Below are 23,884 nucleotides of genomic sequence, written 5' to 3' on the forward strand. Positions count from 1 at the left end.
AGACCCCGATGAAGGCATTTCCCATGTTCATACGCACCACCGGGTGCCGGATCGTCGTCGTCGGTGGCGGCGAGCAGGCGGCGCAAAAGGCGCGTCTGATGCTCAAGACAGATGCCAGCCTGGTTCTCGTCGCTGACAGCCTGGAAGATGAACTGCGCATGCTGGTCGACGAAGGCCGCGCCACGCATGAGACGCAGCTCTCGGCCTCTGTCTTCGAGGGGGCGGCCATGGCGCTGATCGGTACCGGTTGCCCGGGGCTCGATGCCGCCGCCCATGCACTGGCGAAAGCCGTGCGCTGCCCGGTCAATGTGGTCGACCAGCCCGACCTCTGCGACTTGACCACGCCGGCGATCGTTGATCGTGATCCAATCGTCGTGGCCATCGGCAGCGAAGGCACGGCGCCGGTCCTGACCCGCGACATCAAGACCCGCCTGGAACAGATGCTGCCGCAAACGCTCGGCGGCTTGGCGGCGCTGGCAGGGCGCTTGCGCCCGGCGGTTGAACGGCAGGTGCCCCGTGCAAATAGACGTGCGCTCTGGGCCTGGGTTTTCAAAGGGGCGCCCCGCGGCGCCTGGACCCGTGGCGAGGAACGCGACGCCGCGCGTGTGATCAAAACCGCCATCGAGGCAGGCGGCGCGCCAGAGGGCGCCGGTTCCGGGCAGATCAGCCTCGTCGGGGCTGGCCCCGGGGCGCGCGACCTGCTTACGCTTCGCGCAGTAGAACGCCTCCAAGAGGCCGATATCATCTTTTATGACCGTCTCGTGGATGCGGAGGTGCTCGAACTGGCCCGCCGCGACGCGGAACGCGTCTTCGTTGGCAAACATGTGGGTGCCCATGCCTGGCCTCAGGAGCGGATCAACCAGGTGATCGTGGCGGCCGCGGCCAAGGGGCAACGCGTCGTCCGCCTGAAATCCGGTGATCCCGGCATATTCGGCCGCGCAACAGAGGAAATCGAGGCCGCTCGCGCCGCCGGGATCCCCGTTGAGCTTGTGCCGGGCGTGACGGCGGCCTCTGCGGCCGGCGCGATGTTGTGCCAGAGCCTGACGGAAAGAAACGTCGCCGACACCCTTGTCCTGACAACGGGGTCCGGCTGTGCCGACGATCCTGTGCCCGATAGCACGCGTCACTCAGGCCCGGGGACGACGACGGCTTTCTACATGGCGGTGCGTCATGCCGGACGCCTCGCCGACGACCTAATGAAGAAGGGTTTGCCAGCAGACGCTCCAGTCGACATCGCCTGCGACGTCTCCAAGCCGGATCAGCGACACATCACAACCACCATCGGGGCGATTGAAAGAACCTTGGACAGCAACAAAGTGCATGGTTGCGCCGTGCTGCTGGTAACCTGGCCAAAGCGATGTGCTGAACAGTCGGCCAACGGCCCGGTTCTGGCCAGACTTGCACCCATGGCGGAAAGGACTGTGATTTCCCTGCAGGACTGGAAGGTCGGATAGTCTTTTATAGACATTCGGAAAACCAAGGGATGCTGCTCGTGCAAGACAAATTGTCTGGTTATGAGGAAATACGCGAAACTCGGCGGACAAACCGATGGGGCAAATGATCCATATCGACGAGGCGCGCATTCGCGATCAATAATGATGTAAGAGCGAGCGTACGCGCTTTGCCTAGATAGAGCGCCGGTTCGCCACTTCGGCGAACATTGCTTTTTGTCTGTTAAGCTTGTGCAGCAGTTCAACCTGATTGGAGGTTCCCGTCTTGGAAAAGACAGAACTGAGATGCGTGCGGACCGTAGCTGGCGCAATCGACAAGGACTCAGCAATTGCGCAAACCGTCATTCCTTCTTTCAACAGGGTGCAGACACGGAATTCGGACCTACTCAAATGTGCCGGGTTCTCGCAGTCCAGCAAGGGAACATCGCTGTCGTATGGCGCCTCGACGCAACTCAGTTTCCGTCCCCGCACCAGCGTTTTTGCAATTACGCCGGAGACCCTGCTGCCCCAGCACGACGAGAGTGTTCCGATCAGAGTCACGACCAGATCAAGATCGTGCTGCGCCGGACTATGCAGGTACTGCAGCTCGAGAACATCGACACTGGCATGCCCCTTCCACAAGGGGATCGCGATGATTTCCGCGAACTTGCCCGCCTGCGGTTCCCGGTGGCCATGCAGGCTTGCGCCTTCGCGGCCTTCAGCCTCCGACAGCTTCCAGATCGATCCGGTCCTGGCCATACGCAAGCAGTCGCCCATAAGGTCGACGGTAAAAACGCGTGGTTGAGTCGGCCAGACCTCGCCCTTGCGAAGAGTGCAGCGTGCGATGTACCTGCTTTTCGAATCTTTCAGGCAAATGCGGGTGATCAGCGCGGCATCGGCCCGGACCAGCCGCATCAATTGCTCAAGACATTCGGCAAGATCGCCATTGCCGTTCAGGGCATTCGCCCACCCTGCCACCAGTCCGAAACTTTCAGACGAGCGATCACGACCATAAAAATTGGTCCCCATTACTCCAACCCCTTTCCAACCCCAAAATGCAGGCCGGAAAAAATATCCCCAAAACGTCGTTAATATTCTGGGGATAAGGTTCAAATGGCAAGAAATATGGCGGGATTACGGCAACTTCTGTTCCGAGATCGCCATCAAGACAAGCGCAACATACTGAATTGTATGCACTTTTATTGACTGGCGCAGTTCTTGAAAATTCGCTTCAGAATTTGTCTTGGTTTTTCCGGATGTGGATAAAACCTTAAAATCGCCGTGATTGGAGACAATTTATGTCCCAAAGCAAAATGGCCACGCACCCGATTTGAACGCCAACCGATTCGTGCTCAAGAATCCGCCAGGTCCCACGGCGTATAAACTTATCGCGCGGAACAAGAAGCTAGCCAAAAAATCACTACCTTAAGCGGAATTTACACGCCGTTTGATGGAAGCGTAGCCAATACTCATTCCTATACGCTGGATTTCGAGCTGAGGCAGAGCCTTGCCAAGCTTGCGCCCCGGCATGTCGCCAGGGGTTAATTTCAAAAAATCCTTATGGGGGATAACATGATCAAACTCTTCAAGAAATTCGCCAAAGACGAAAGCGGCGCAGCCATGGTGGAATACGGCGTCGCGCTTATGGTGATCGCGGCCATTGGCACCACGGCCATGACAGCTTTGGGTGACGGTGTCGAAGTCAACGTTTCAAAAGCCTGCACAGCAGTTGGCACGACGTGCTGAAGCTAGAAGCTTTCTAAGAAACAAAAAATCTGCGCCACGCTCAAATGCGTTGGCGCAGATATAACAGCCGCCGGAAAATCTGACGATGTCCCGGCCTTCGTTCAAAGAAACATATTTTTGGAGACGACCATGCGTGCCAAGCCGATACTAACGACGCTATTTGGAATTGCGATCGCGGGCGGGTCCGTTTTCGTGGCCAAGGATCAGCTTCTGAATGGAGCTCGTAACACGACCACATCACCGAACACCGAACTGGTCGAGATCTATGTCGCACGCTCGGAAATCGCGTTCGGCCAGGAAATCGAAAGCCATCTCGTCACCCTGCACAAATGGCCACGCGAAGCCCTGCCATCAGGGGCGTTCTTCGATCTTGTCAATCTTGTGCCCAACGACCGCGTGCAGCTGCGCCGCGCGAAGGGCCGGTTCTTTCCGGGCGAAGTGATGCTGGCCTCAAAGGTGTCTGCCTTCGGCGAAAGGGTGACACTGGTCCAGAAGCTGGGTGAAAACACCCGCGCAATGGCGATCAAGGTCGACGCGGTGACTGCCGTCGGCGGTTTCGTCACGCCCGGCGACTTTGTCGATATCGTTTTGACGCAAGGTGCCCAGATGGAATTGCGGGCCGTAACCATTCTGCAAAACATCCGTGTGATCGGCGTCGACCAGCAATCCGAGGAGCTCAATGACACGCCCGAGGTCGCGCGCACGATCACGGTCGAGGTCACGGCCGAGCAAGGCCAACGCCTCGCACTGGCCCAAAAGGCCGGAACGCTCAACCTGACGCTTCGAACCCTGGACGGGGTCGAGGACAAACCGATGGAAATGGTGCGCCTGCGCGACCTGCTGCAAGAGGAGGGTCCGGCGGAAAAGGTCGAGAAGCAACCGACGATACGGGTGCGTCGCGGCACTGTATCCGAGGTCGTCACCATTCCACGCAGCAGTCTGGAGTTGGTACCAGCGGCAGAACCTTCGGTGACGCTGGATCCGGTGCAGCCCATCGCACCGGCCGTGGAATCCGAGACCCCGACAACCCGCGATACCGATGATATCGAACGTTCGCCCGTGACGACCGAAAACGGCAACGTCGATGTCACGCAAGTGATCGGGCAATAGGATCCATCCCATGCGGCCCCATCGCATCATAGCAAGGTTTTCCCAAGACCAGGACGGCACGGTCGCCGTTTTATGGGGCACGTCGCTGATCGCCTTCCTGGGGTTTCTTGCGATCACGCTCGATATTGGCCGGCTGGGCTCCACCCAGGCAGAGATGCAGGCCTTCGCCGACCACGTCGCCTTGGCAGCGGCCGGCGAACTCGATGGCCGCAGCGATGCTATCACCCGCTCGACGAACGCGGCGGCGAATATGATCAGCGACAGCCAGACATTCACCACCGGGTCAGGCACGTTGTCCGGCGCTGCCGACTACACGCTGACCTTTCACTCTTCCCTCCCTGCATCGGACCTTACACCGCTTGGCGCGGATGCCACGACAGATCCCAACAAGGCCAAGTTCGTCCAGGTGGTCCTGACGCCGAAATCCCTCAGTATGACCCTCGCTTCAGCACTCGACAAACTGCTGGGCGGAAACGGTTTTGCCACGACGGACCTGTCGGCCGAGGCTGTGGCCGGCTTCACGCAGGCGGCCTGTGATATCTCACCCCTGATGTTCTGCCTGCCTTCCGACTGGGAGACGTCCCTCGATATCGGAGACCAGATCCTGCTGCGCAGCGGCGGAAACGGCTCGGCCTGGGGCCCCGGCAATTTCGGTTTCATCGACCTCGCCGCTTTCGAAGACAGCTCGGGGGTCTGTGCCGACGAAGGCGGCAACAAGCTGGCCTGTCTGATCGCCGCGCAAAAGCAGATCACCCAGTGCATTCTGACCAACGGCATAGATACCGAGCCCGGCCAGAAGGTCGGCATCACAAACGCGGCGTTCAACGTGCGGTTCGACATCTACCGCTCCGTACTGAATGGAGAAAAGAGCAACGAGGATTTTGCCCCGGCGCCGAACGTCATCAAGGGGATCAAGAAGAACGGCGGTGGTGCTTGCATCCAGGGCAATGAAGAGCCGACCGGCGACACGACGGCGTTGGGGCGCGACCTGTGCATGACCACGGGAAGCTGTGGCGGAAACAACCGGTTCGGGGACGGCACGTGGGACCGTGCCGGATATCTCAACAAGAACCACGACCTCGCCGACGGCATCGCGGACGGCATCGGTAGCGACACCCACCTGCCTGCCCTTACCGGGACGAACACGCAATATGCCGGCACACGCTTTGGCATGTACCTGCGCGAGATCGCGTATGGAAATGAGAATCCACACGGTCCCGGCTCGAACGCCATACTTGATCCTTCCCTGTCCGAAACCGGGCGCCCGATATGCTCGACCGCGTCGCCGGGCGGCCCCGAGCGGCGGGTCATCACGGCCGCCGGCGTCGATTGCGGTAAGACTGCCATCTCGGGCGCCACGAGCGGCGTGCCTGTGTCGAAATTCGTTAGCGTCTTCCTGACCGAACCGGTTGGGGATGACGGCGGTTCACCGCCCAGTTTCGACATTCACGGCGAGATTGTGAGTTTTCCCGATACCGTTGGCGCCGGTGCAGGCACCGATGGTTTCGGCGGCATCTTCCGCGACGTCGTTCAGTTGTATCGATAGCGAGGATTGGACCAGTGAACTTTCGGCCAACCCTTTGGATAAAGCGCTTCACTTCGGGCGAACACGGCGCCGTGCTCGTGGAATTCGCGATTGTCCTGCCAATCATGCTTCTGTTTTTTGCGCTGACCACTGAAGCGGCCCGCATGATGTGGTCCTACCAGACCGTAATCGCAGGCGTCAGGGATGCCGGGCGGTACATGGCCCGGGTGGTCCCCGCGGATATTTGCGACGCGGGTGGCAGCGTCACTGCCCTGTCTACAACACTCAAGGACATCGTCGAGAAGGATATCGGCGGCGCATCCCTCTTCCCGTCAAAGGTCACCGTCAACTCGGTGACCCCAAGCTTTTCGTGCGTCTCGGGAACCTACCGCGTCAGCCCGGCACCGGTCGGCCGTGTCACCGCCAACGTGACGATCCAGTTTCCGATGGGCGGGGTCCTCGATCTTTTCGGCAGCGCGCTCTCTTCCGTGACAACCGACGTCGCGGACAACGCCCGGATATTCGGCCAATGACGCGGCGGTGGCATACGGCCCGGGCCGCGGCCCGACGCGCGATCGGGTTCTCGCAGGACCAGTCGGGTGGCGTTCTTGTCGAGTTCGCAGTCGTGATTGCGCTCTTCCTGTTTATCTTCATGGGCCTGCTAGATTTCGGACGGCTTTCCTATAGCGGCGTGACCGCGCAAAGCGCGTCTCAGATCGCGGCACGGATCGCCATCGTTCGCCCTCCGGCCTGCGCGGGTGTTCCACAAGTCCACGTCCGCGGTAGCGCCTCGCCCCCACCCCGCTTCGGAACCTCGTGCAGCGCAGCCAGCGGGGTGTGCGCCTCCGTCGCGACGGTCACGTGCCAGGGCTCCGCTTCGAACGCGACCGCATCGGAAATCTGGGCGCGTATCAGTCCACTTCTGCCGCCGGGCACAAATATCGACGCGCTTCGGTTTTCCTACGCGTTTGATCCCAAACTGGGATTCCTCGGGGGCCCCTACACGCCCATGCTGACCGTCGAGTTGGCCCTCGACGATTTTCAATTCGTCTCGCCGCTGGCCAGCCTTGCCAACGCAGCGGGTTCAGGCGGCAGCGGCATCGAATCTTCTGTGACGTATTCCAGTTTCAGCGTCTCGCTGCCCGCAGAGGATCTTGCATCAGGAGAGTCAGGATGAAGACACAATCGCACTCCAGATCACTGTTGGTCGTGTCGGCCAGGGAAGCCTTTGTCGAGGTTATCAGCGAAGTGTTCCCCGCATCGGAGAACCACAAGGTCACGAGTTCCAGCGAAACATTCGCGGCCATGAACGGACGTGCCGTGAACCTGGTATTCAACCACGACGTGGTCATCATCGAGGCGGATCCCGATGATGAGACCGAAGTGAACGCCATCAAGGAACTGATGTCGGAACGTGAAGGCGACACCGTGTTCCTGGCGATAACGCACTCTGACGTGTCGATCTCCAAGGCGCGCAAGCTCCGCGATATCGGCATGGACGAGGTGCTGCCGATTTCGATCGACAGCGAAAGCCTGAAGGCCGTCGTCGACGAACAGTTGAGCCGGCGCCAGGTCCCCGCGCAATCCGTGCATGACGGGCCTGCAGCCCTCGGCAAAATAATCCCCGTTACCCAGGCCCACGGCGGCGCCGGTGCGACGACCGTTGCAGTCAATCTGGCCTGTGCGCTCGCGTCCGACCGGTCCACCTTCTTCAGAAAGGCCGAAAGCAACCGCGTCGTGCTGCTCGATTTCGATCTGCAATTCGGCAATGCCAACGTATTCGTCGACCTTGAGGATAACGGGGGCTTTCTCCAGTTAATCGGGTCGGCGGAGGAGCCCGACGACCACTTCCTGATGTCAACGCTGCAAAGGCATGCGCAAGGGTTCGATGTACTGTGCGCGCCGACACCCATCGTTCCGCTTCACTCGCTTCGCGCCGAAATTGTCGAGACCATGATCGCCCTGCTCAAAAGGCGCTATGATTACATCGTCATCGATCTACCCCGCGCGGTCGTCGAGTGGGTAGAACCGATATTGAAGCAGGCGACCCAACTCGTCCTTGTTGCCGATACAAGCGTGCCGAGCATCCGCCAGGCGCGTCGTCTGATCGACCTTTACCGCGAAGAAAATGTCGGGCTGCCGGTCGAGATCGTGATCAATCGCGACCAGAAACCGCTCATCAAGTCCGAACACATGCGAGAGGCCGAAAAGGTCCTCGAAACGCGGCTTCTGCACTGGTTGCCGTACAATCCAAAGGTGGCACGAAGCGCCGTGAATCTAGGGCGCCCTGTTGTCGAGATGAAACCGCGCTCCGACCTGGGCAAGGCCCTTGCAAGGGTGTCGGCCGAGATCTCAGCCAAAGAACAAGTCAAAAGAAAAATCAGCCGATAAGGGGAATTGCCGTGTTCAAGGAATATCGCTCGCGGCGTGCGGAGGCACAGCCAAACGTGCTCAAGCTCGAACGCAAAAACGAGGCTCCGAAAGATGCAGAAGCTCCCTCGGAGGATCTGGAGCTTAAAGCGCATCTCGATCTGAAGAACCGCCTGCATGGCGAACTGCTGGACCGGCTGAATCTGACCATGATCGACAAGGTCGAGCGGTCGGAACTCAAGCGCCAGATTGCATCGCTCGTCACCAGCCTGATCGAGGCCGAAGGCGTCTATATGCGTTCCGAAGCTTTTTCGTCGTTGGTCGAGGAACTGATCCACGAGGTAATGGGCCTCGGCCCTCTGGAACCTCTGCTCGAAGACCCCACCATCAACGACATTCTCGTGAACTCCTTCGACAAGGTCTATGTCGAACGCCACGGCCTTCTGGAAAAGTCGAAGGTTCGCTTCCGCGACGAACGGCACCTGCTGCGTGTCATTGACAAGATCGTCAGCAAGGTTGGACGTCGGATCGACGAGTCGCAGCCCTGGGTCGACGCCCGCCTCGAGGATGGCAGTCGCGTAAATGCGATCATCCGCCCCTGCTCGGTGGATGGCCCAGCGCTTTCGATCCGTAAGTTCTCACGCGTGCCCCTGACGCTGCAACGGCTAGTCGAACAGGGCGCGCTGAACCAGCAGGCGGCAGGCCTGCTCAAGGCGCTGGTCGACGCGCGCCTCAATATCCTTATCTCCGGCGGAACCGGCTCGGGCAAGACGACCCTGCTGAATGCCGTCTCGTCCTTCATTGATACCCGACATCGCATCGTCACGATCGAGGACGCGGCCGAGCTACAACTGCAACAGGAACACGTGGTCCGGCTGGAAACGCGCCCCCCCAACGCCGAAGGAGAAGGCACTATCTCTCAGCGCGACCTAGTGCGCAACGCTCTTCGCATGCGCCCCGACCGCATCATCGTTGGCGAGGTTCGTGGCGCCGAATGTTTCGACATGCTGCAATCGATGAACACAGGCCACGACGGTTCGATGACGACGGTGCACGCTAACTCCGCGCGAGATGCCCTGGGTCGGATCGAACAGATGGTAACGATGATGGGCGCCGAACTCCCGCTAAAGACGATCCGATCGCAGATCGCCTCGGCCATTCATATCGTCGTGCAACTCAGTCGGATGAGCGACGGAAGCCGCCGCATCCTCAGCATCTCGGAGATCACGGGGATGGAGAATGACACGATCACCATGCAGGACATCTTCGTCTACAAGCGCCGCGGCAGGGCCGAAACGGGCGCCGTCATGGGCGATTTCGTGCCGACCGGCATCCGTCCCCACTGCTTTGATCAACTCGTGGCAGCCGGCGTCGATGTGAATGCCGACTTGTTCAAGCGCCTGGAGGTGTAACGATGTTCGAGCTTCAACCCCATACCATCGATATCATACTCTATGTCTGCATCTTCCTCGGTGTTCTGGTGGCTTACGATGGCGTGCAACAACTCCTGTTCCGCCGCGAGACGCAATCGGAGGCGCGTAACCGGCGGATGCGTGTCATTCAGCAAGGTGGCTCGACAGAGGACACCCTGAAACTGCTGCGCGACTCGGCCCTGCTTGGCCCCGACAAGAAGGGCGGCGTGTACGTGCGATTACTCAGGTTGCTGGTCCAGGCCGGCGTTTCCGTCAGGCCCTTCTGGGTGTTCCTTTGCATGGCGCTGATCGGAATGGTCGCTTATGCCGCGACCACGCGCTTCGTGCCACCGGGTATGGCGGCCGGATCGAGTGCCGGCATTGCGATCGTCCTCCCTCTTCTGGTCCTGATGCAGATGAAACGCGACCGGGTCAAGAAGCTGAACGCGCAATTGCCGGATGCACTCGATCTCATGTCGCGGGGGCTGAAGGTTGGCCATCCTGTCGCCGCCACTGTCGGCAAAGTTGCGACCGACATGCCCGATCCGATCGGCTCGGAGTTCGGCATCATCGCAGACCAGATCAACTTCGGCGATGATCTGGGCACCGCTTTCCACGACTTTGCCAAGCGCGCGGCGACCGAGGACGCCAGGTATCTGGCCGTGGCCATAAGCATCCAGCACGGCACGGGCGGCAATCTCTCGCGGATCCTCAATGTTCTTTCCCAGGTCATCCGTGACCGGCACATGATGCAAAAGAAGATCAGGGCGGTTTCCGCCGAAGGACGCCTCAGTGCGGTCATCCTTACCTGCCTGCCGGTGCTCATTTATCTCTCGATCGAGTTTACGACGCCGACATTCTACGGTGACGTGCGCGGCGACCCGAGGTTTCAGTATTTCGCCATCGCCATCATTAGCCTTGTTGTATTGCAGGGTCTTATCCTGAACCGGCTTGTGAAGTTCAAATTTTGAACGGGAGTGATTTCCATGGACATCCTGAACAACATCCTGAGCGACCTGGCCACCTCGCCGGACTACCTTGTCCTTGCGGGGATCGGCCTCAGTGCCTTCGCGATCGTCTACGGCCTTATCGGGATGTTTGCCGCAGAGGCGCCCGAGACGCTGCGCATGCGCGCGGGCTCGCTAAGCCGTGCCCGTGGCGAGGATTTCGACCTGATTCAGGGCGACGACAGCGATCCGCACGGATTACTGCAAGCCTTCGTGCCCTCCTCCAAGGAGGAGCGGTCGAAAATCGGACGTCAACTGAAGCGCGCAGGTATCAAGCGGCCGAACGCGGTCAAAAGCTTTTATGCGTTCCGCGCGATCGTCGGGATAACACTGCCTGCCCTTTTTATCGCGATCATGGCGCTTTCGCCTGAAAATCAGGCGAGATTGCATGTCGACCGGATCATGATGAATCTGACTTGGCTGCATGCGGTGCAAATCGTGACCGCTCTTTTGGTCGTCGGGTTTTACGGCCCGATTCTGTGGCTGCGGGCCCGGATCAGGAAACGAACCAAGGCGATCGAACACAGCCTGCCAAATGCGCTGGACCTTTTGCAGGTCGCCATTGAAGCGGGCCTCGGGTTCGATGCCGCGATGGTGCGGGTCTCGCATGAACTTGCCTATGCCGCACCGGAAATTTCGCAGGAATTCATGATCCTTCAGCTGGAGCTTCAGGCGGGCAAGGAGCGGCAGGCGGCCCTTCTCGACATGGCCGAACGCGCAGGCGTGAGCGAACTTGCCTCATTTGCCAATGTCCTGCTTCAGTCGAACCAATTCGGGACAAGCGTATCGACCGCACTGGAGCGGTTTTCCAAGGACATGCGTGTAGACCGAGAGTTGCGTGCGCAGGAAAAAGCCAATCGACTTCCTGTACAAATGTCTGCAATCATGGCTCTTTTTATGATGCCGGTGCTCTTGATGATTTGTCTTTCACCAGTGCTTATCCGATGGATGGACATGTTCGGATAAGATTGGCTCCGCTATGAAAAGGCGGCCAATGGGCATCATATTGGCTCACGGCGAATCCGTCTCGGGCGTTACCCGGCTCAGTCGTCATCGCCAAGCCAGTCGCGAAAGCGGCGTTGGCGCAGGTCCTCGGTATTCGCGTGCCAGCCGCTGTCGCGCACAAGCGCCCGGCCCACGTGCTGCGGGGCGTTCGGCAGATGGGCGCGCATCGGCACGCCCAGGTCCCGGTTGATCCCGATCCTGTCGAAGGCCGAGCGACGGGTCGGGCCATATGGGATTTGCGTCGCAAGGCGTGCCATCGTGGCCGGGTCCGCCGCGTGCTGCACAAAGGCCCTTGCGGCGTCAGGCGCGTCGGTATCGGCGGCGATGGCCCAGACCTCGATCCCGATGACGCGGCCGTCCCAGACGATGTCGATCGGCGCGCGCTCACGCTGCGCCATGTCGAAGAACCGGCCGTTGAACCCCGCCGCCATCACGGCGCGGCCGTCTGCAAGCATCTCGGCCGGGGCCGCCGGGTCCTGCCACCAGACAATGTCGTCGCGGATGGTGCCGAGCTTTCTGAAGGCCAGGCGCAGGCCGCGGTCGGTGCTGAGCAGGCCATAGACCTGTTCCGGGGGGACGCCTTCGGCCAGCAAGGCCCATTCCAGGATCCCGTCCGGGCTGCGCTGAACGGCGCGAGGGCCGGGAAAGCGGTCGGTGTCGAAGAAATCCTCGATCCGGGTCGGTTTCACCCCCGAAAACGCGCGGTCGTCAAAGGCCATGACGCGGGCGTAGGCGTTTTGCGGCACAGCGCACCCATCCGGCGCGAAGGGTGTGAAATCCGCCAAGGCCTCGGGCGCAAACAGCGCGCCCGGGTCGGTCTTCAGCAGCAGGCCCTGCGCGCAAGCGACACGGGCCTGATCGGCCAGCATGTCGATCACGTCCCAGCCCTCGGGCACGCCGCGCTCGGCCAGGGCCGTCCAACTTCCATCGTAGACGACCACCTCGACATCGAGGCCGGTCTCAGCGGCGAAAGGCGCGATGACGGCCTGGTTTTGCGCGGTTTCGTAAGCACCACCCCAGGACACGATCGTCAGATCGTCGGCGCGGGCCGGGGCCGCGATCATCGCGACCATCAGAAGGACGAGATCAGATCGACGCATTTTCTTCCTTTCGCAGCCGCGCGCCTTCGTCCAGCCAGGCCGAGACCAGATCCGCTTCCGACACCGCTCCGAGGTAGCGCCCCGTTTCGCCGCAGACAACCGGCACCGCGTCGCCGACGAAACCGCGCAGCCGCTCCATCGCGTCGGCGAGGTCGGTCTCGTCGTCAAAGACCAGTCGGGCCGGGGCAAGGCCTTGCGCCAACCGGGGCGGATCCTCTTGGGCGCCGGGGCTGAACACACCCAGAAGCCGGCCCTCGGCGTCGAGCACGAACGCCTCGCGCCAGCCCTGCGCGCGCAGACGCTCGGCCACGTCCGCGGGCCTGTCATCGGCCGTGGCGGTCACCGCCTGCGGTTGCAGGAAATCGACGACCTTCAGCGCCGCGAAATGCGCCCGGTCCCGTCCGAGGGAAAAGTCGATGCCCCGGCGGGCGAGTTGCACGTCGAAGAGCGACCGGCCAAAGGTGCGATGGGACACGAGGTTGGAAAAGACCACGGCCACCATCGCGGCAATGGTGACGTCGTAATTGCGGGTCAGTTCAAACACGATCAGGATGCAGGTCAGCGGCGCGCCGATGACGGCGCTGGCAAAGGCCATCATACCCCCGATCGCGTAGATCGCCGCGCCCGAAGTCGGCACGCCCGCCAGGCCCGAAACGAGCGTCCAGAAGAGCACGCCGATCAGGCTCCCGATCAGGAGCGACGGGCTGAACGCGCCGCCCGAGAACCCTGCGCCGATGCACAGCGCGGTCAGGAATATCTTGGCGGCGATCAGCACGATCAGTTCGCCAAGCCCGAAGGCGCCGTCGATGGTGGCGAAGCGCAGGGTCGAGGTGCCGATCCCCAGCACGTCCGGCAGCACGAGCGCCGTCAGCCCGACCGCCAGGCCCGCCATTGCCGTGCGCGCCTCTGGCCACCGGATGCGCTGCGCGAGGGCCGGTCCGATGGCCAGCAGCAGGGGCATGAACACGATTGCCGCCAATGCTACGAAAAGGCCGAGAATGGCAACGAGGCCAAACTCGTAGCCATGGGCGACGCCCGGAAACTCGATCCTGAACAAGGCGGGCCGTTCAAAGATCACGTTGGCGATGACATAGCCCGCGACCGACGCGACCGTCACCGGCGCAAAGGCCCGGGTTGCGTAGTGGCGCAGGACGACCTCGTGCGCGAAGAGCACGCCGGCGATCGGCGCGTTGAACGCGGTCGAGATCGCGGCGGCCACGCCGCAGCTGACGGCGATGCTTGCCAGGTTCGGCACGCGCAGGCGCAGCCGATGCGCAAATCCGCCGAAGATCGCGCCGAGATAGACCATCGGCCCGTATTGGCCGACCGAGGCCCCGGTGCCCAGCGACAGCGCTGCGGTCAGGGTCGAGACCAGCCCGCTGCGCAGCTCGGGAAGCGGTTTGTGGAACTGCACCGCCTCGATCACGTCGGGCGGGCCAAGCGGCCGTCCGGCGGGCGACAGGTGCTGATGGATGAGCCCGACGATCAGACCGCCGAGCGTGGGCACGAGGATCGTCATCACGGCTACCAGGCCCGGAACGCTTTCCCATTGCACCCGCGCCCTGGGTTCGACCAGCAGAACCGTATTCAAAAGTGCAACAAGGTCGACAAGCGCAATCGCCGCCATCGACGCCGCCCCGCCGACAGTCAGGGCGATGCCGGTGAGAATGAGCATTCGCAAGGGCGCAGGCGCCGTGTCGCTTTGCGGTCCGAGGGTCATTTCCGTGGATCATCGACCGGATCAGCGCATGACGCAACAGCGAGGACAGGGGCAGCGACGCCCGTTCATGGCGCGGTCACGCAGTTTGGCGTCGGCATTGCAAGTAAGAAAGCCTGACGCGACATGCGCAAGGACTCGTCTGCCGCACGCACCATTTTTGCGGGTTCTGGTGAAAACGTCCGTTTGAACAGGTGCCGGGTCAGACCGCACCTATTACCGAATGGAAGCTTTGAATGTGCGCCGACCGATTCGGCGTTTGCAAACAATCCGCCCTGTCAGCCTTGATTTGATCGCATTTCTGGAGCTCGCTTTTTGTTTGTATCGAGCAGCCATGGCTTCGCTGCCGGGACAGAGGGGCAAAATCATGAAGTGGTCCGGCGTTGTCCATCGTCGATACGTGTGACCCATCCTCGGCCGGATCGAGGCCCGAGCGATAGTGATCGCGTGTCATGACGGTATGGCCTTTATATCTCAGCCGGGCCTCGGCAAGGCGCGTAAGGGCGCCGATAAATGATTGCGCCTCCGGATGCGCATGAACGATGTGGGTGTGCATCTGTAAAGCGTTCCTTGTTTCTACGTCGTGGGCCTAACGCCGAGTTTTCAAACCTGTTATTTCACGGGGCAATTCGGAAATCTGGAATTGCACGGATGAACAGCAAGCTTGACTGGAGCGACTACCAGACGGTCCTTCGGATCGCCGAGGCGGGCTCTCTTTCCGGGGCGGCGCATCGGGTCGGCGCGAGTCATCCGACCATGTTTCGCAGGATCAATGCCGTGGAGGAAAAGCTCGGTGTGCGGCTCTTCGAACGATTTCGCACCGGCTATCGGCTCACGGCCGCGGGGGAAGAGGTCGTGGCGACCGCGCGCGAGATGGAGGAACTCACGAACGAGACAGAAAGACGCGTGTCTGGGCGCGATCTGAAGCCTTCGGGTGTTGTGCGGGTCGCGACGACGGATACGCTGCTCTGTGGCCTGCTGGCCCCGGAGGTCGCCCGCTTCAGGCTCGCGGAACCCGGCATCACACTCGAGTTTGTCATTTCGAACGAGATATCTGACTTGGCCTTCCGCGAAGCGGACATCGCAATCCGCCCAGCGACGGCACCCGAAGAACACCTTGTCGGACGGCGGCTGGGCCGCATAGAGCAGGCTGCCTATGCGCTACGGGCACTCGATCTCGGCCGCGACGACCGACCGGAATGGGCGACGCTGCCGTGGATCGGCCCGAGCCCTTCGATGACCTATCCCCAGCTTCATGCGTGGTTGCGCGATGTCGGGTGCGAACGCGCCTGCGTCTGCACGATGAACAGTGTCCTGAGTATGCACTCCGCGGTTCTTGCCGGTATCGGCGTCGCAGTCCTGCCCTGCTACCTGGCCGAGTCCGATGGTGAATTGCAACGCCTTGGACCGGCAATCGAAGAGCTGGCCGTCGACCTATGGTTGCTCACGCATCCCGACCTGCGCCACACCGCCCGCGTGCGCGCAGTTCTGGAGTACTTTGGGAGCCAGCGGAAGATGTTGTTGCCGACAGCGAACGGCACCAAGTAGTCCGTTCCCGCTTGTTCCAATGGTCTTCAGACGTCTACTGAAACCTTGCCGATAGGGTGCGAACAGCAGGCAAGTATATAGCCTTCCGCGATGCCGTCCTCGGAAATGCCACCGTTATGCATCATGTGCACGTCGCCCGCGCTCTTGCGCACCTTGCAAGTGCCGCACACGCCGAAGGTGCAGCCCGACGGGATGTTCAGGCCGTTGGCCCGCGCTGCCGACAGGATGGTGTCGGTTTCCGTGACATTTGCGCTGACGCCGGAAAGGGCGAACTCGACCTCTGCCTGTGCGGCCTCATCGGGGACGACATCTTCGATCTCGGGGATCTCGGCCTCGGTGGCCGCCGGCGCGTGAAAGCTTTCCTGGTGGTAATGCGCCATGTCAAAGCCGAGACCTTGAAGCGCTTCGCGTACCGCCTGCATGAAGGGCTCGGGGCCACAGCAGAACACCTCGCGTTCTAGGTAATCCTGGGCCATCAGTCCCAGCATCAACTGGTTGAACGTGCCGCGGTAGCCGGTCCAGGGTGCATAGCGGTCAGGGGCTTCGACCACCCAGTGCAGGTCGATGCCCGGCACGCGGCTGGACATGTGTTCCAGCCGTTCGCGAAAGATGATCTCGCCGGGGCGACGGGCGCAGTTGATGAAGACGATATCGGGTTCCGTTCCGAGGTCGAACATCCATGTCGTCATCGACATCATCGGCGTGATGCCGGAGCCAGCCGAGATGAACAGGTACTTCTCGGCGGGGTGATCGAGATGGGTGAAGAGGCCCGAAGGCCCCAGGGCCTTGATCCGAACGCCGGGCACGAGGTTGTCGAGCATCCAGCGCGTGCCCGCCGTGTCGTCCCTGACCCGACCCAGCCATTTCGACACAGCCGGCTTGAGGTCCATGGTGAAGCTCTTGGCACCGGGCAGCAGCGGCATCCGCGCGAGGCGTTATTGCTTGTCGTCCGACATGCGGAACCGCGACGCGACGCCCTGTGCCTCCAGCCGGTCGAAATGCGCCTGAAGATGCGGCGGGGTGACGCCGTCCTCGATGCCGGTCACGGTGGGGTCGTCGGTGAACGACCAGCAGAGGCCGGGATGGTTGCCGCCGCAGTGATAGCACTTGCGGTTGTTCTCCGACACGAGTTTCCAGTTGCCGTTCTCGACGATGGAGGTCTCGAAGGCGACCTTGGCTTCGGTCAGGTCATGCACCTGCAGGTAGGGGGGCGCCAACTCGGCGAAGGCGTCGAATTCGGGGGCGTCATCGGCCAGGCAGATATAGACCAGCCCTCTGAGGATGCGGCAATGCACCGGCTTCAGCCCATGTTTGGTGGGGTCAAAGTCGGGGCCCATTTCGCGCGCCCACAGAAGCCGCCCGTCCAGTTCGTAGGAACGACACAAGGCATCTGTGCTTCCCCTGGTCTCGGTGCGCCGCGCGCCGTTCTGAATTGCAATTCTGACCGACATGTGAAATGGGTCAGAGATAGGCAGCCGATGATCCGCTACCCAGAAAAACCAAATCTACTGGGGAATGGATATGCGCACTGTCACGCCGTTTGCGTCGGCTATTTTCATTATCGGCACCGGAAGCGCGTTCGCGCAAGCTCCCGAGCCCTTCGTTCTGGGCACGATCTATATCGGGTCGGATGCCACCACCTCCATCGGGATCGACAACGAGGACCTGACGCGCACGACGCCGAAGGACCTGCAGGAAGTCTTCAAGTCCGAGCCGTCGGTGTCGGTGGGAAGCTCGCTGCCGATCTCGCAGAAGATATTTGTGAACGGCGTCGAGGAGAATAACCTGAACGTCACCATCGATGGCGCGCGGCAGAACAACCGGATCTTTCACCACAGCGCTACGACCTATATCGACCCCGAACTACTGAAGGCGGTACGGGTGGACCCCGGCGTGGCCCCGGCGGATGCGGGGCCGGGGGCGATGGCCGGTGCGATCGCGTTCGAGACGAAGGACGTGCAGGACCTCTTGGAGGAAGGACGCACGTTCGGCGGGCGCTTCATCACCGAGTACCAAAGCAATGGTGATGTCCTTACCAACAGCCTGGCGCTCTTCGGCGTGTCGGGGCGGTTCGAATACCTGGCCTTCGGGAAATACGCCGACGGGGGCCTCCGCGAGGACGGCTCCGGCATGGATATCACCGGATCAGGCACGGGGCTGACCAGTGGCCTGGCCAAGGTGGCATTCAACGCCGACAATGGCGGGCGGCTGGAATTGGGATACGAGATCGTGCGCGACGATGCGCAGCGGCCCCTGCGGGCGGATTTCGCGGGCTTGCGTGGTGTGTTGGCGACGCGGACCTATACGCTGGAGCGCCAGAACCTGGTACTGTCCTACGAGTTCGGAAATACCACCGCGATGTGGAACCCTTCTGTGCAGATCGCCTACAACTCGACCGATCTATATACCGGGCCAATGCCGGGCGCGACCGACGCCTATTCGGGCGAGACCACGAGTTTCACAGGCAAGATCCAGAACGAATTCCAGGTGGCGAACGGCACCGTCAACGCGGGTCTCGATTTCTACAGCGACGTGGCGGATATCAACGGCGAAGGCACGGCCGTGTTCTTTGCCGAGGAGAAGGCCACCAATATCGGCCTCTTCGTGCAGGCCGAGTTGGACCTGACGGAGCGGTTCCGCCTGTCCACGGGCGCGCGCTATGATTTCCAGGAGTTCGAGGGCGTCGACGGCACGACCTATGACAATGACGGGCTGTCGGCGAACATCGCCGGGGATTTCGACGTGACCGATGCGATCACGGTCAGCGCCGGGGCCTCGCGCGTGTGGGGCGGTATCGCGCTGGCGGAAAGCTTTCTGTTCGATCCGGCCTGGGCCTATCCGGCGTCGATCGAGCCGGTAACGTCCGAGAATTACTACCTCGGGGCCAATTACCGGGTCGGGAACTGGGATTTCAAAGCAAAGCTGTTCAAGACCGATATCGACAACGCGCGCACTTTGCTGGACCCGACCACGGGTCTTTTCAATGGCGGGCCGGGGCAGGTTTCGGATATCGACACTGAAGGGTACGAGATCGGCGCGGCCTACACGTGGTCGAGCGGGTTCGCCCGGATCGCCTATGCCGATATAGATACCAAGATCAACGGCGGCCCCGCCGACAGCTACACCGGGCGCTACCTGACCACGCCTTTGGGCGACAATCTTGTGTTCGAGGTGGCCAACACCTGGGATCGGCTGGGCCTGACGCTGGGTGCGGATGCGCAGATCGTGTTCGACAAGTCGGCGGCGGGCGCGCCGGGTGGCGAGATCGACGGCTTCGAGGTGGTCAACGCCTTTGCCGAGTATACGCCGCGCCGGATGGAGAACCTGACCGTGCGCGCCGAGATCGACAACATCTTCGACGAGACCTACACCGAGCGGGCGACCTATGGTCAGGAATTCGCGACGGTGACGCCGCTGCGGGAACCGGGCCGGTCTTTCAACCTGCGGGCCACGCTGCGGTTCTGAACGTGGTTCTGCCCTTGTGGGCGGTGTCCGTGAAAGGCGTGTTGATGATCGCGACCGTAAGGGTCGCGGTCACCCAGGGGCGAAGGTCTGGTTTGAGCCCTTTGCGGACAAGTATGATCTATAGCTTCGAGCGCCATTGACGGGCCGCGGCGCGGCGATCCGACGGTCGTTCGGACGCATTTTATCCAAGCCAAATTCGAAACAGAATCGAGCGATGCACCGAACTTCACCCAATCGACGGGCCGTGGGGGCGGTCCGTCCATGGCGCGGGGCCTGCGGCCTGATTCCGCGCCGGGGCTTTGGATCAAACGTCTTTGATGTCCAACCGAGCGGACAGGCGGGTGAAATGCTGCACCGCAAATTTCTGCGTCGGCATTGGGATCAGGTCGTGGCCCATTCCATGCCTTCGATCTTTTCGCGGTGGGCGAAGGTCACGAGGTGGTTGTCGATGACGCTCTTGGCCGCGGACACGTTTTCGTCCTTGTCCACGACAAAGCGGATCGTCAGTCCCTTCGGGTCGGCCTCCATCATCGCGGGGCCGAAGACAAAGTCGGCGCGGCCGTGGTTGCCCTCCCAGGTGGCGTCGATCTTGTGGGCGAAATGCTTGCAAAGCTGGGTAAGGTATTTCGCGCCGTGCTCGGTTTCGATGCGTCCGATGAGGGTGGGCATGGCTGCCTCCTTTTCGCGATATGTTGGGCGTAGACTCTTCTTTTCCCTGCGGTTAAGCACAGCGGAGCAGCGCCTGCAAAGCCAGACTTCCCAGCCATGCAGGTTTTTCAAGACAGAGGGAAGACATGCTCCGAAAATTCGCTTTTGCGCTTTGCCTTGCGGCAGGGCCGGTCAGTGCGCAGGATGTGACCGTCGAGACGTTTCGCGGTGCTGTGACCGTTGCGCAGTCTCCGGAAACCGTCGCCGTATACGACATGGCCGCGCTCGACACGCTGGAGGCGCTGGGCGTCGAGGTGGATGGTACGATTTCCAACGTCTACCTGGACTACCTGGAAGACGTGGCGGACGGTGCGGCGCGGATCGGAACGCTGTTCGAGCCGGACATGGAGGCGCTTTACGCGTTGCAGCCGGACCTGATTGTCGCAGGGGGGCGCAGCTATGACAAGGTCCCTGACCTTGCCAAGATTGCGCCGACGATCGACATGACGATCCATGTCGAGACGCTGGCGACGGGGCTGAAGCGGTTGGAGGCCTATGGCGCGATTTTCGGCAGGCAGGACGAGGCGGCAGCACTGGCCGACGCGTTGACGCGCAAGCAGGCCGAGGTGACAGAGGCCGCCGCAGGCGCGGGCCGGACACTGATCGTTATGACGAACGGGCCAAAGGTTTCGGCCTACGGCCCGTCAGGACGGTTTGGTTGGCTGCACACGGCCTTCGGGCTGGAGGTCGCTGCCGAAGAGGTAGCGGGCTCGGATCACGGCGAGGCGATCAGTTTCGAATTCATCCGGCAGGTCGATCCCGATGTGATCCTGGTGATCGACCGCAGCGCCGCGATCGGCGATGTCGAGACGGCGACATCGACGCTGGACAATGTGCTGGTGCGCGAGACGAAGGCGTGGCGCAACGGCAAGGTCATCACCCTCGACAGTGCGCCCATCTACATCGCGGCGGGCGGGGTTCAGGCCCTCAATGCCACCATGGACCAGTTGCTCGACGCGTTTTCCGGAAGCTGAACCGTGGGCAAGATTGTCCTCGGGATGGTGGCGCTGCTGGCGCTGTCGGGCGTGTCGCTGTTCATCGGCGTGATCGACCTGCGCCCGGCTGCGCTGGTGCAGGACCCCGCAGCACTGCAACTGATCGCGGTGAGCCGGGCACCACGCTTGTTCGCGGTGCTGATCACAGGGGCGTCGCTGGCGGTGGCGGGGACGGTCCTGCAAATGCTGGTGCGCAACCGTTTCGTCGAGCCGATGACGGTGGGCAGCGGTGAAGGCGCGGCGCTGGGCATCCTGCTGGTCACGCTTTACGCGCCGGCGGCATCGCTGCTTGCAAAGATCGCCATGGCGTCGGCGACGGCGTTCGCCTCGACCGCCGGTTTCCTGGCCATTGCCCGGCGGCTGCCGCCGACGCAGCCCTACATGGTCGCCCTCGTGGGGCTGGTCTATGGCGGGGTGATCGGGGCCGGCGTGACCTTCGTGGCCTACCAGAACGACCTGTTGCAGATGATCGGCGTCTGGGTGACCGGAGAGTTCTCTGGCGTGTTGCAGGGCCGGTACGAGACATTGTGGCTGGCCGCCCTGGCGGCGGTGCTGTGCTTCGTGGCCGCCGACCAGTTTTCGATCCTGGGGCTGGGACAGGCGGCCAGCATCAACCTTGGGCTCAATTACCGGCAGGTGATGCTGTTCGGGCTTCTGGCCGTGTCGCTGGTCAGCGCGCTGACTGTCGTGAGCGTGGGGATCATCCCCTTTGTCGGGCTGATCGTGCCCAACATCGTGTCGCGCATGATGGGCGACAACCTGCGCCGCACGCTGCCGGTGATCGCGATGATGGGCGCGGGGCTGGTGCTGGTGGCGGATATGGTCGCCCGTGTGCTGCGGTATCCGTTCGAGATGCCCTCGGCCACGGTGCTGGGGGTCGTGGGTGCGATAATGTTCATCTGGCTGCTCTACCGTCCGGCGCGTCATGCACCGTAGGCGGCTGATCGTTCTTGCGGTGCTGTTCGTGGCGTCGGTGGTGGCCTACATGACGATCGGCGCGCGCGGCAACTGGGGCTTCGTGCTGGAGTTTCGCGGCGCAAAGCTGGCGGCGCTGTGCCTTGTGGCGGTGGCGCTGTCGACTTCGACGGTTCTGTTTCAGACGATCACGCAGAACCGCATCCTGACGCCGTCGATCATGGGGTTCGACGAGCTTTTCGTGCTGATCGTGGCGATGGGCGTCTTCGTTTTCGGCATGGCGGATTATCTTGTCGTCACATCGTGGATCCAGTTCGGCGTGTCGCTGGTGCTGATGACCGGCGCGTCGCTGCTGCTGTTCGGGACGCTGTTGTTGCAGGAGCGCCCCGACCTGATGCGGATGATCCTGACCGGGCTGGTACTGACCGTGCTGTTCCGGTCGCTGCGCACCCTGCTGGTGCGGATGCTGGACCCGAACGAGTTCAGCGTGGTGCAGGTGTCGTCCTATGCCCGGTTCCACCAGATCGAGACCGGCCTGCTGGCCATTGCGGCGGTGACCATCGTCGCGGCGTTGGTCGGCGCATGGGTCATGCGGCACCGGCTGGACGTGCTGTCGCTGGGGCGCGAGGCGGCGATAAACCTGGGCGAGGACGTGCGGCGCGGCACGTTGCAGGTTTTGGTCCTGATCGGCGTTCTGGTGTCGGTGGCGACCGCGCTGGTCGGGCCGACGGCGTTCCTGGGGCTGCTGGTGGTCAGCATCGCCCATGCGGTGACACCAACCGGGCGGCACGCGGTATTGCTGGTCTCTGCCGCGTTGATTTCGGGCACGACGCTGGTCGGGGGGCAGGCCCTGCTGGAGCGCGTGTTCGGGCTGGTGACGCCACTGACCGTGGTGATCGACCTTGCGGGCGGCGTGCTGTTCCTGGTGCTTGTGATGAAAGGATTGAAGCGATGATTTCCGTGACGGGCGTGAGCCACGACCTTGGCGGCAGCACGGTGCTGCACGATATCGATCTGGAGATCCCGAAGGGCAAGGTCACTGCGTTGATCGGTCCGAATGGGGCGGGCAAGAGCACGCTGCTGTCGCTGATCGCGCGGCTGGCGCGGCACCGCACGGGGCGGATCATGGTGGACGAGCTGGAGGTGGGCGTCTGCGCGTCGAACACGCTGGCGCGGCGGCTGGCGATCCTGCCGCAAAGTTCCGAAATCGCGCCGCGGCTGACCATCGAAGAACTTGTGGCGTTCGGGCGCTACCCGCACCACCTGGGGCGGCCGGGCAAGCACGACCGAGAAAAGATCGCCGAGGCGCTGACCCTGTTCGACCTGGATCCGCTGGCGCAGCGCACGCTGGACACGGTTTCGGGCGGGCAGCGGCAGCGGGCACTGCTGGCGATGATCTTTGCGCAGGACACGGATTACATGCTGCTTGACGAGCCACTGAACAACCTCGACATTGCGGCGTCGCGGTCGCTGATGGCGCTTTTGCAAAGGCTGGCGCGGGAGCACGCGCGCACGGTGGTGATCGTGCTGCACGACATCAACTATGCCTGTGCCTATGCCGACCATATCGTGACCTTGCAAGGCGGAAAAATTGGCCCGCAGGGCGATGCCGAAACGCTGGTGGACGGCAAGCTGATGCACGAGGTTTTCGAAACCGACGCGGTGGTGCACAGGATCGGCGGGCGGACCTTCGTGGCGGTCTGAGCCTTCGGCACGGCGGCAATTATGCAAAAATGCCAGCCGGCCCGTACTTTGCACGGGATGGTGCTTGCACATTGCGCGCAGGGGCTTAAACGTCTCCGGACGACCGCCAGGGAAGCATGACCGCACG

The 23,884-nt window shown here is 62.0% G+C and carries 23 protein-coding genes; 16 read left to right on the forward strand and 7 right to left on the reverse strand.

The features are described 5' to 3' along the window. Nucleotides 1-8: 8 nt before the first annotated feature. Nucleotides 9-1,454 carry a siroheme synthase CysG gene (gene cysG / locus PVV74_RS15170; protein WP_274593787.1) on the forward strand — a complete coding sequence of 482 codons (1,446 nt, stop codon included), beginning with the start codon at nt 9-11 and terminating at the stop codon, nt 1,452-1,454. Between the two features lie 171 nt (nt 1,455-1,625). Here cysG and PVV74_RS15175 read toward each other — a convergent pair whose 3' ends face one another. Beyond that, a complete protein-coding gene (locus PVV74_RS15175) occupies nt 1,626-2,459 on the reverse strand; it encodes a helix-turn-helix domain-containing protein (protein ID WP_274593788.1) in 834 nt (277 codons plus the stop codon). Nucleotides 2,460-3,002: 543 nt separating this feature from the next. Here PVV74_RS15175 and PVV74_RS15180 point away from each other — a divergent pair. The 9 genes from PVV74_RS15180 to PVV74_RS15220 all read left to right on the forward strand — a co-directional run bounded on the left by PVV74_RS15180 (nt 3,003) and on the right by PVV74_RS15220 (nt 11,566). Further along, nucleotides 3,003-3,176 (forward strand): Flp family type IVb pilin, encoded by a 174-nt coding sequence (locus PVV74_RS15180; RefSeq protein WP_274593789.1) that lies wholly within the window; start codon nt 3,003-3,005, stop codon nt 3,174-3,176. Nucleotides 3,177-3,305: 129 nt separating this feature from the next. Next, the gene (cpaB, locus tag PVV74_RS15185; RefSeq protein ID WP_274593790.1) at nt 3,306-4,286 is read left to right on the forward strand and encodes a Flp pilus assembly protein CpaB; all 981 of its coding nucleotides are present in this window, start codon (nt 3,306-3,308) and stop codon (nt 4,284-4,286) included. A gap of 10 nt (nt 4,287-4,296) precedes the next feature. Then, on the forward strand, nt 4,297-5,832 hold the full coding sequence (locus PVV74_RS15190; protein ID WP_103763826.1) for a pilus assembly protein TadG-related protein: 1,536 nt from the start codon (nt 4,297-4,299) through the stop codon (nt 5,830-5,832). 14 nt (nt 5,833-5,846) lie between these two features. Beyond that, a complete protein-coding gene (locus PVV74_RS15195; protein ID WP_245890500.1) occupies nt 5,847-6,344 on the forward strand; it encodes a TadE/TadG family type IV pilus assembly protein in 498 nt (165 codons plus the stop codon). Continuing rightward, nucleotides 6,341-6,988, forward strand: coding sequence for a TadE/TadG family type IV pilus assembly protein (locus tag PVV74_RS15200; protein ID WP_274593791.1), 648 nt, complete (start codon nt 6,341-6,343; stop codon nt 6,986-6,988). Before PVV74_RS15195 ends, PVV74_RS15200 begins: the two co-directional genes overlap by 4 nt. Then, entirely contained in the window at nt 6,985-8,202 is a 1,218-nt protein-coding gene (locus tag PVV74_RS15205; protein WP_274593792.1) for an AAA family ATPase, read from the forward strand. The genes PVV74_RS15200 and PVV74_RS15205 overlap by 4 nt, the downstream gene beginning before the upstream one ends. 11 nt (nt 8,203-8,213) lie before the next feature. Then, nucleotides 8,214-9,593 carry a CpaF family protein gene (locus PVV74_RS15210; protein ID WP_274593793.1) on the forward strand — a complete coding sequence of 460 codons (1,380 nt, stop codon included), beginning with the start codon at nt 8,214-8,216 and terminating at the stop codon, nt 9,591-9,593. A gap of 2 nt (nt 9,594-9,595) precedes the next feature. Next, the gene (locus tag PVV74_RS15215) at nt 9,596-10,564 is read left to right on the forward strand and encodes a type II secretion system F family protein (protein WP_274593794.1); all 969 of its coding nucleotides are present in this window, start codon (nt 9,596-9,598) and stop codon (nt 10,562-10,564) included. Between the two features lie 15 nt (nt 10,565-10,579). Further along, nucleotides 10,580-11,566 carry a type II secretion system F family protein gene (locus tag PVV74_RS15220; RefSeq protein WP_103763822.1) on the forward strand — a complete coding sequence of 329 codons (987 nt, stop codon included), beginning with the start codon at nt 10,580-10,582 and terminating at the stop codon, nt 11,564-11,566. Nucleotides 11,567-11,643: 77 nt separating this feature from the next. Here PVV74_RS15220 and PVV74_RS15225 read toward each other — a convergent pair whose 3' ends face one another. The 3 genes from PVV74_RS15225 to PVV74_RS15235 form a co-directional block, all read right to left on the reverse strand. Further along, nucleotides 11,644-12,705: an extracellular solute-binding protein gene (locus tag PVV74_RS15225; RefSeq protein WP_274593795.1), complete on the reverse strand. Its 1,062-nt coding sequence runs from the start codon at nt 12,703-12,705 to the stop codon at nt 11,644-11,646. Beyond that, nucleotides 12,692-14,425: a chloride channel protein gene (locus PVV74_RS15230; RefSeq protein ID WP_274593796.1), complete on the reverse strand. Its 1,734-nt coding sequence runs from the start codon at nt 14,423-14,425 to the stop codon at nt 12,692-12,694. The genes PVV74_RS15225 and PVV74_RS15230 overlap by 14 nt, the downstream gene beginning before the upstream one ends. Before the next feature lie 199 nt (nt 14,426-14,624). Next, nucleotides 14,625-14,978, reverse strand: a complete 354-nt coding sequence (locus PVV74_RS15235; RefSeq protein WP_274593797.1) for an NAD(P)H-dependent oxidoreductase — start codon at nt 14,976-14,978, stop codon at nt 14,625-14,627. Between the two features lie 95 nt (nt 14,979-15,073). Between PVV74_RS15235 and PVV74_RS15240 the strand changes: the two genes are divergently transcribed. Continuing rightward, nucleotides 15,074-15,970 (forward strand): LysR family transcriptional regulator, encoded by an 897-nt coding sequence (locus tag PVV74_RS15240; RefSeq protein ID WP_274593798.1) that lies wholly within the window; start codon nt 15,074-15,076, stop codon nt 15,968-15,970. Nucleotides 15,971-15,996: 26 nt separating this feature from the next. Here the strand turns inward: PVV74_RS15240 and PVV74_RS15245 are convergent, their stop codons facing one another. After that, nucleotides 15,997-16,860, reverse strand: a complete 864-nt coding sequence (locus PVV74_RS15245; RefSeq protein ID WP_425061940.1) for a flavin reductase family protein — start codon at nt 16,858-16,860, stop codon at nt 15,997-15,999. Between the two features lie 45 nt (nt 16,861-16,905). Further along, nucleotides 16,906-17,355, reverse strand: coding sequence for an aromatic ring-hydroxylating oxygenase subunit alpha (locus tag PVV74_RS15250; RefSeq protein WP_425061791.1), 450 nt, complete (start codon nt 17,353-17,355; stop codon nt 16,906-16,908). A 136-nt stretch (nt 17,356-17,491) separates the two neighbouring features. Between PVV74_RS15250 and PVV74_RS15255 the strand changes: the two genes are divergently transcribed. Further along, on the forward strand, nt 17,492-19,435 hold the full coding sequence (locus PVV74_RS15255; RefSeq protein WP_274593799.1) for a TonB-dependent receptor domain-containing protein: 1,944 nt from the start codon (nt 17,492-17,494) through the stop codon (nt 19,433-19,435). A gap of 381 nt (nt 19,436-19,816) precedes the next feature. On the opposite strand, the gene PVV74_RS15260 is transcribed toward PVV74_RS15255, so the two are convergent. Then, nucleotides 19,817-20,104, reverse strand: coding sequence for a DUF2218 domain-containing protein (locus tag PVV74_RS15260; protein ID WP_274593800.1), 288 nt, complete (start codon nt 20,102-20,104; stop codon nt 19,817-19,819). 125 nt (nt 20,105-20,229) lie between these two features. On the opposite strand from PVV74_RS15260, the gene PVV74_RS15265 reads away from it, so the two are divergent. Genes PVV74_RS15265 through PVV74_RS15280 form a run of 4 tightly spaced genes read left to right on the forward strand, consistent with a single transcriptional unit; the run spans nt 20,230 to nt 23,757 of the window. Next, nucleotides 20,230-21,117: a siderophore ABC transporter substrate-binding protein gene (locus tag PVV74_RS15265; RefSeq protein ID WP_274593801.1), complete on the forward strand. Its 888-nt coding sequence runs from the start codon at nt 20,230-20,232 to the stop codon at nt 21,115-21,117. Between the two features lie 24 nt (nt 21,118-21,141). Then, on the forward strand, nt 21,142-22,074 hold the full coding sequence (locus tag PVV74_RS15270; RefSeq protein WP_274593904.1) for an ABC transporter permease: 933 nt from the start codon (nt 21,142-21,144) through the stop codon (nt 22,072-22,074). Continuing rightward, the gene (locus PVV74_RS15275) at nt 22,064-23,008 is read left to right on the forward strand and encodes an iron chelate uptake ABC transporter family permease subunit (RefSeq protein ID WP_274593802.1); all 945 of its coding nucleotides are present in this window, start codon (nt 22,064-22,066) and stop codon (nt 23,006-23,008) included. The genes PVV74_RS15270 and PVV74_RS15275 overlap by 11 nt, the downstream gene beginning before the upstream one ends. Continuing rightward, the gene (locus tag PVV74_RS15280) at nt 23,005-23,757 is read left to right on the forward strand and encodes an iron ABC transporter ATP-binding protein (protein WP_274593803.1); all 753 of its coding nucleotides are present in this window, start codon (nt 23,005-23,007) and stop codon (nt 23,755-23,757) included. The genes PVV74_RS15275 and PVV74_RS15280 overlap by 4 nt, the downstream gene beginning before the upstream one ends. Nucleotides 23,758-23,884: the final 127 nt, after the last annotated feature.

The sequence above is a fragment of the Roseovarius sp. SK2 genome, from assembly GCF_028807495.1.
Taxonomy (GTDB): Bacteria; Pseudomonadota; Alphaproteobacteria; order Rhodobacterales; family Rhodobacteraceae; genus Roseovarius; species Roseovarius confluentis.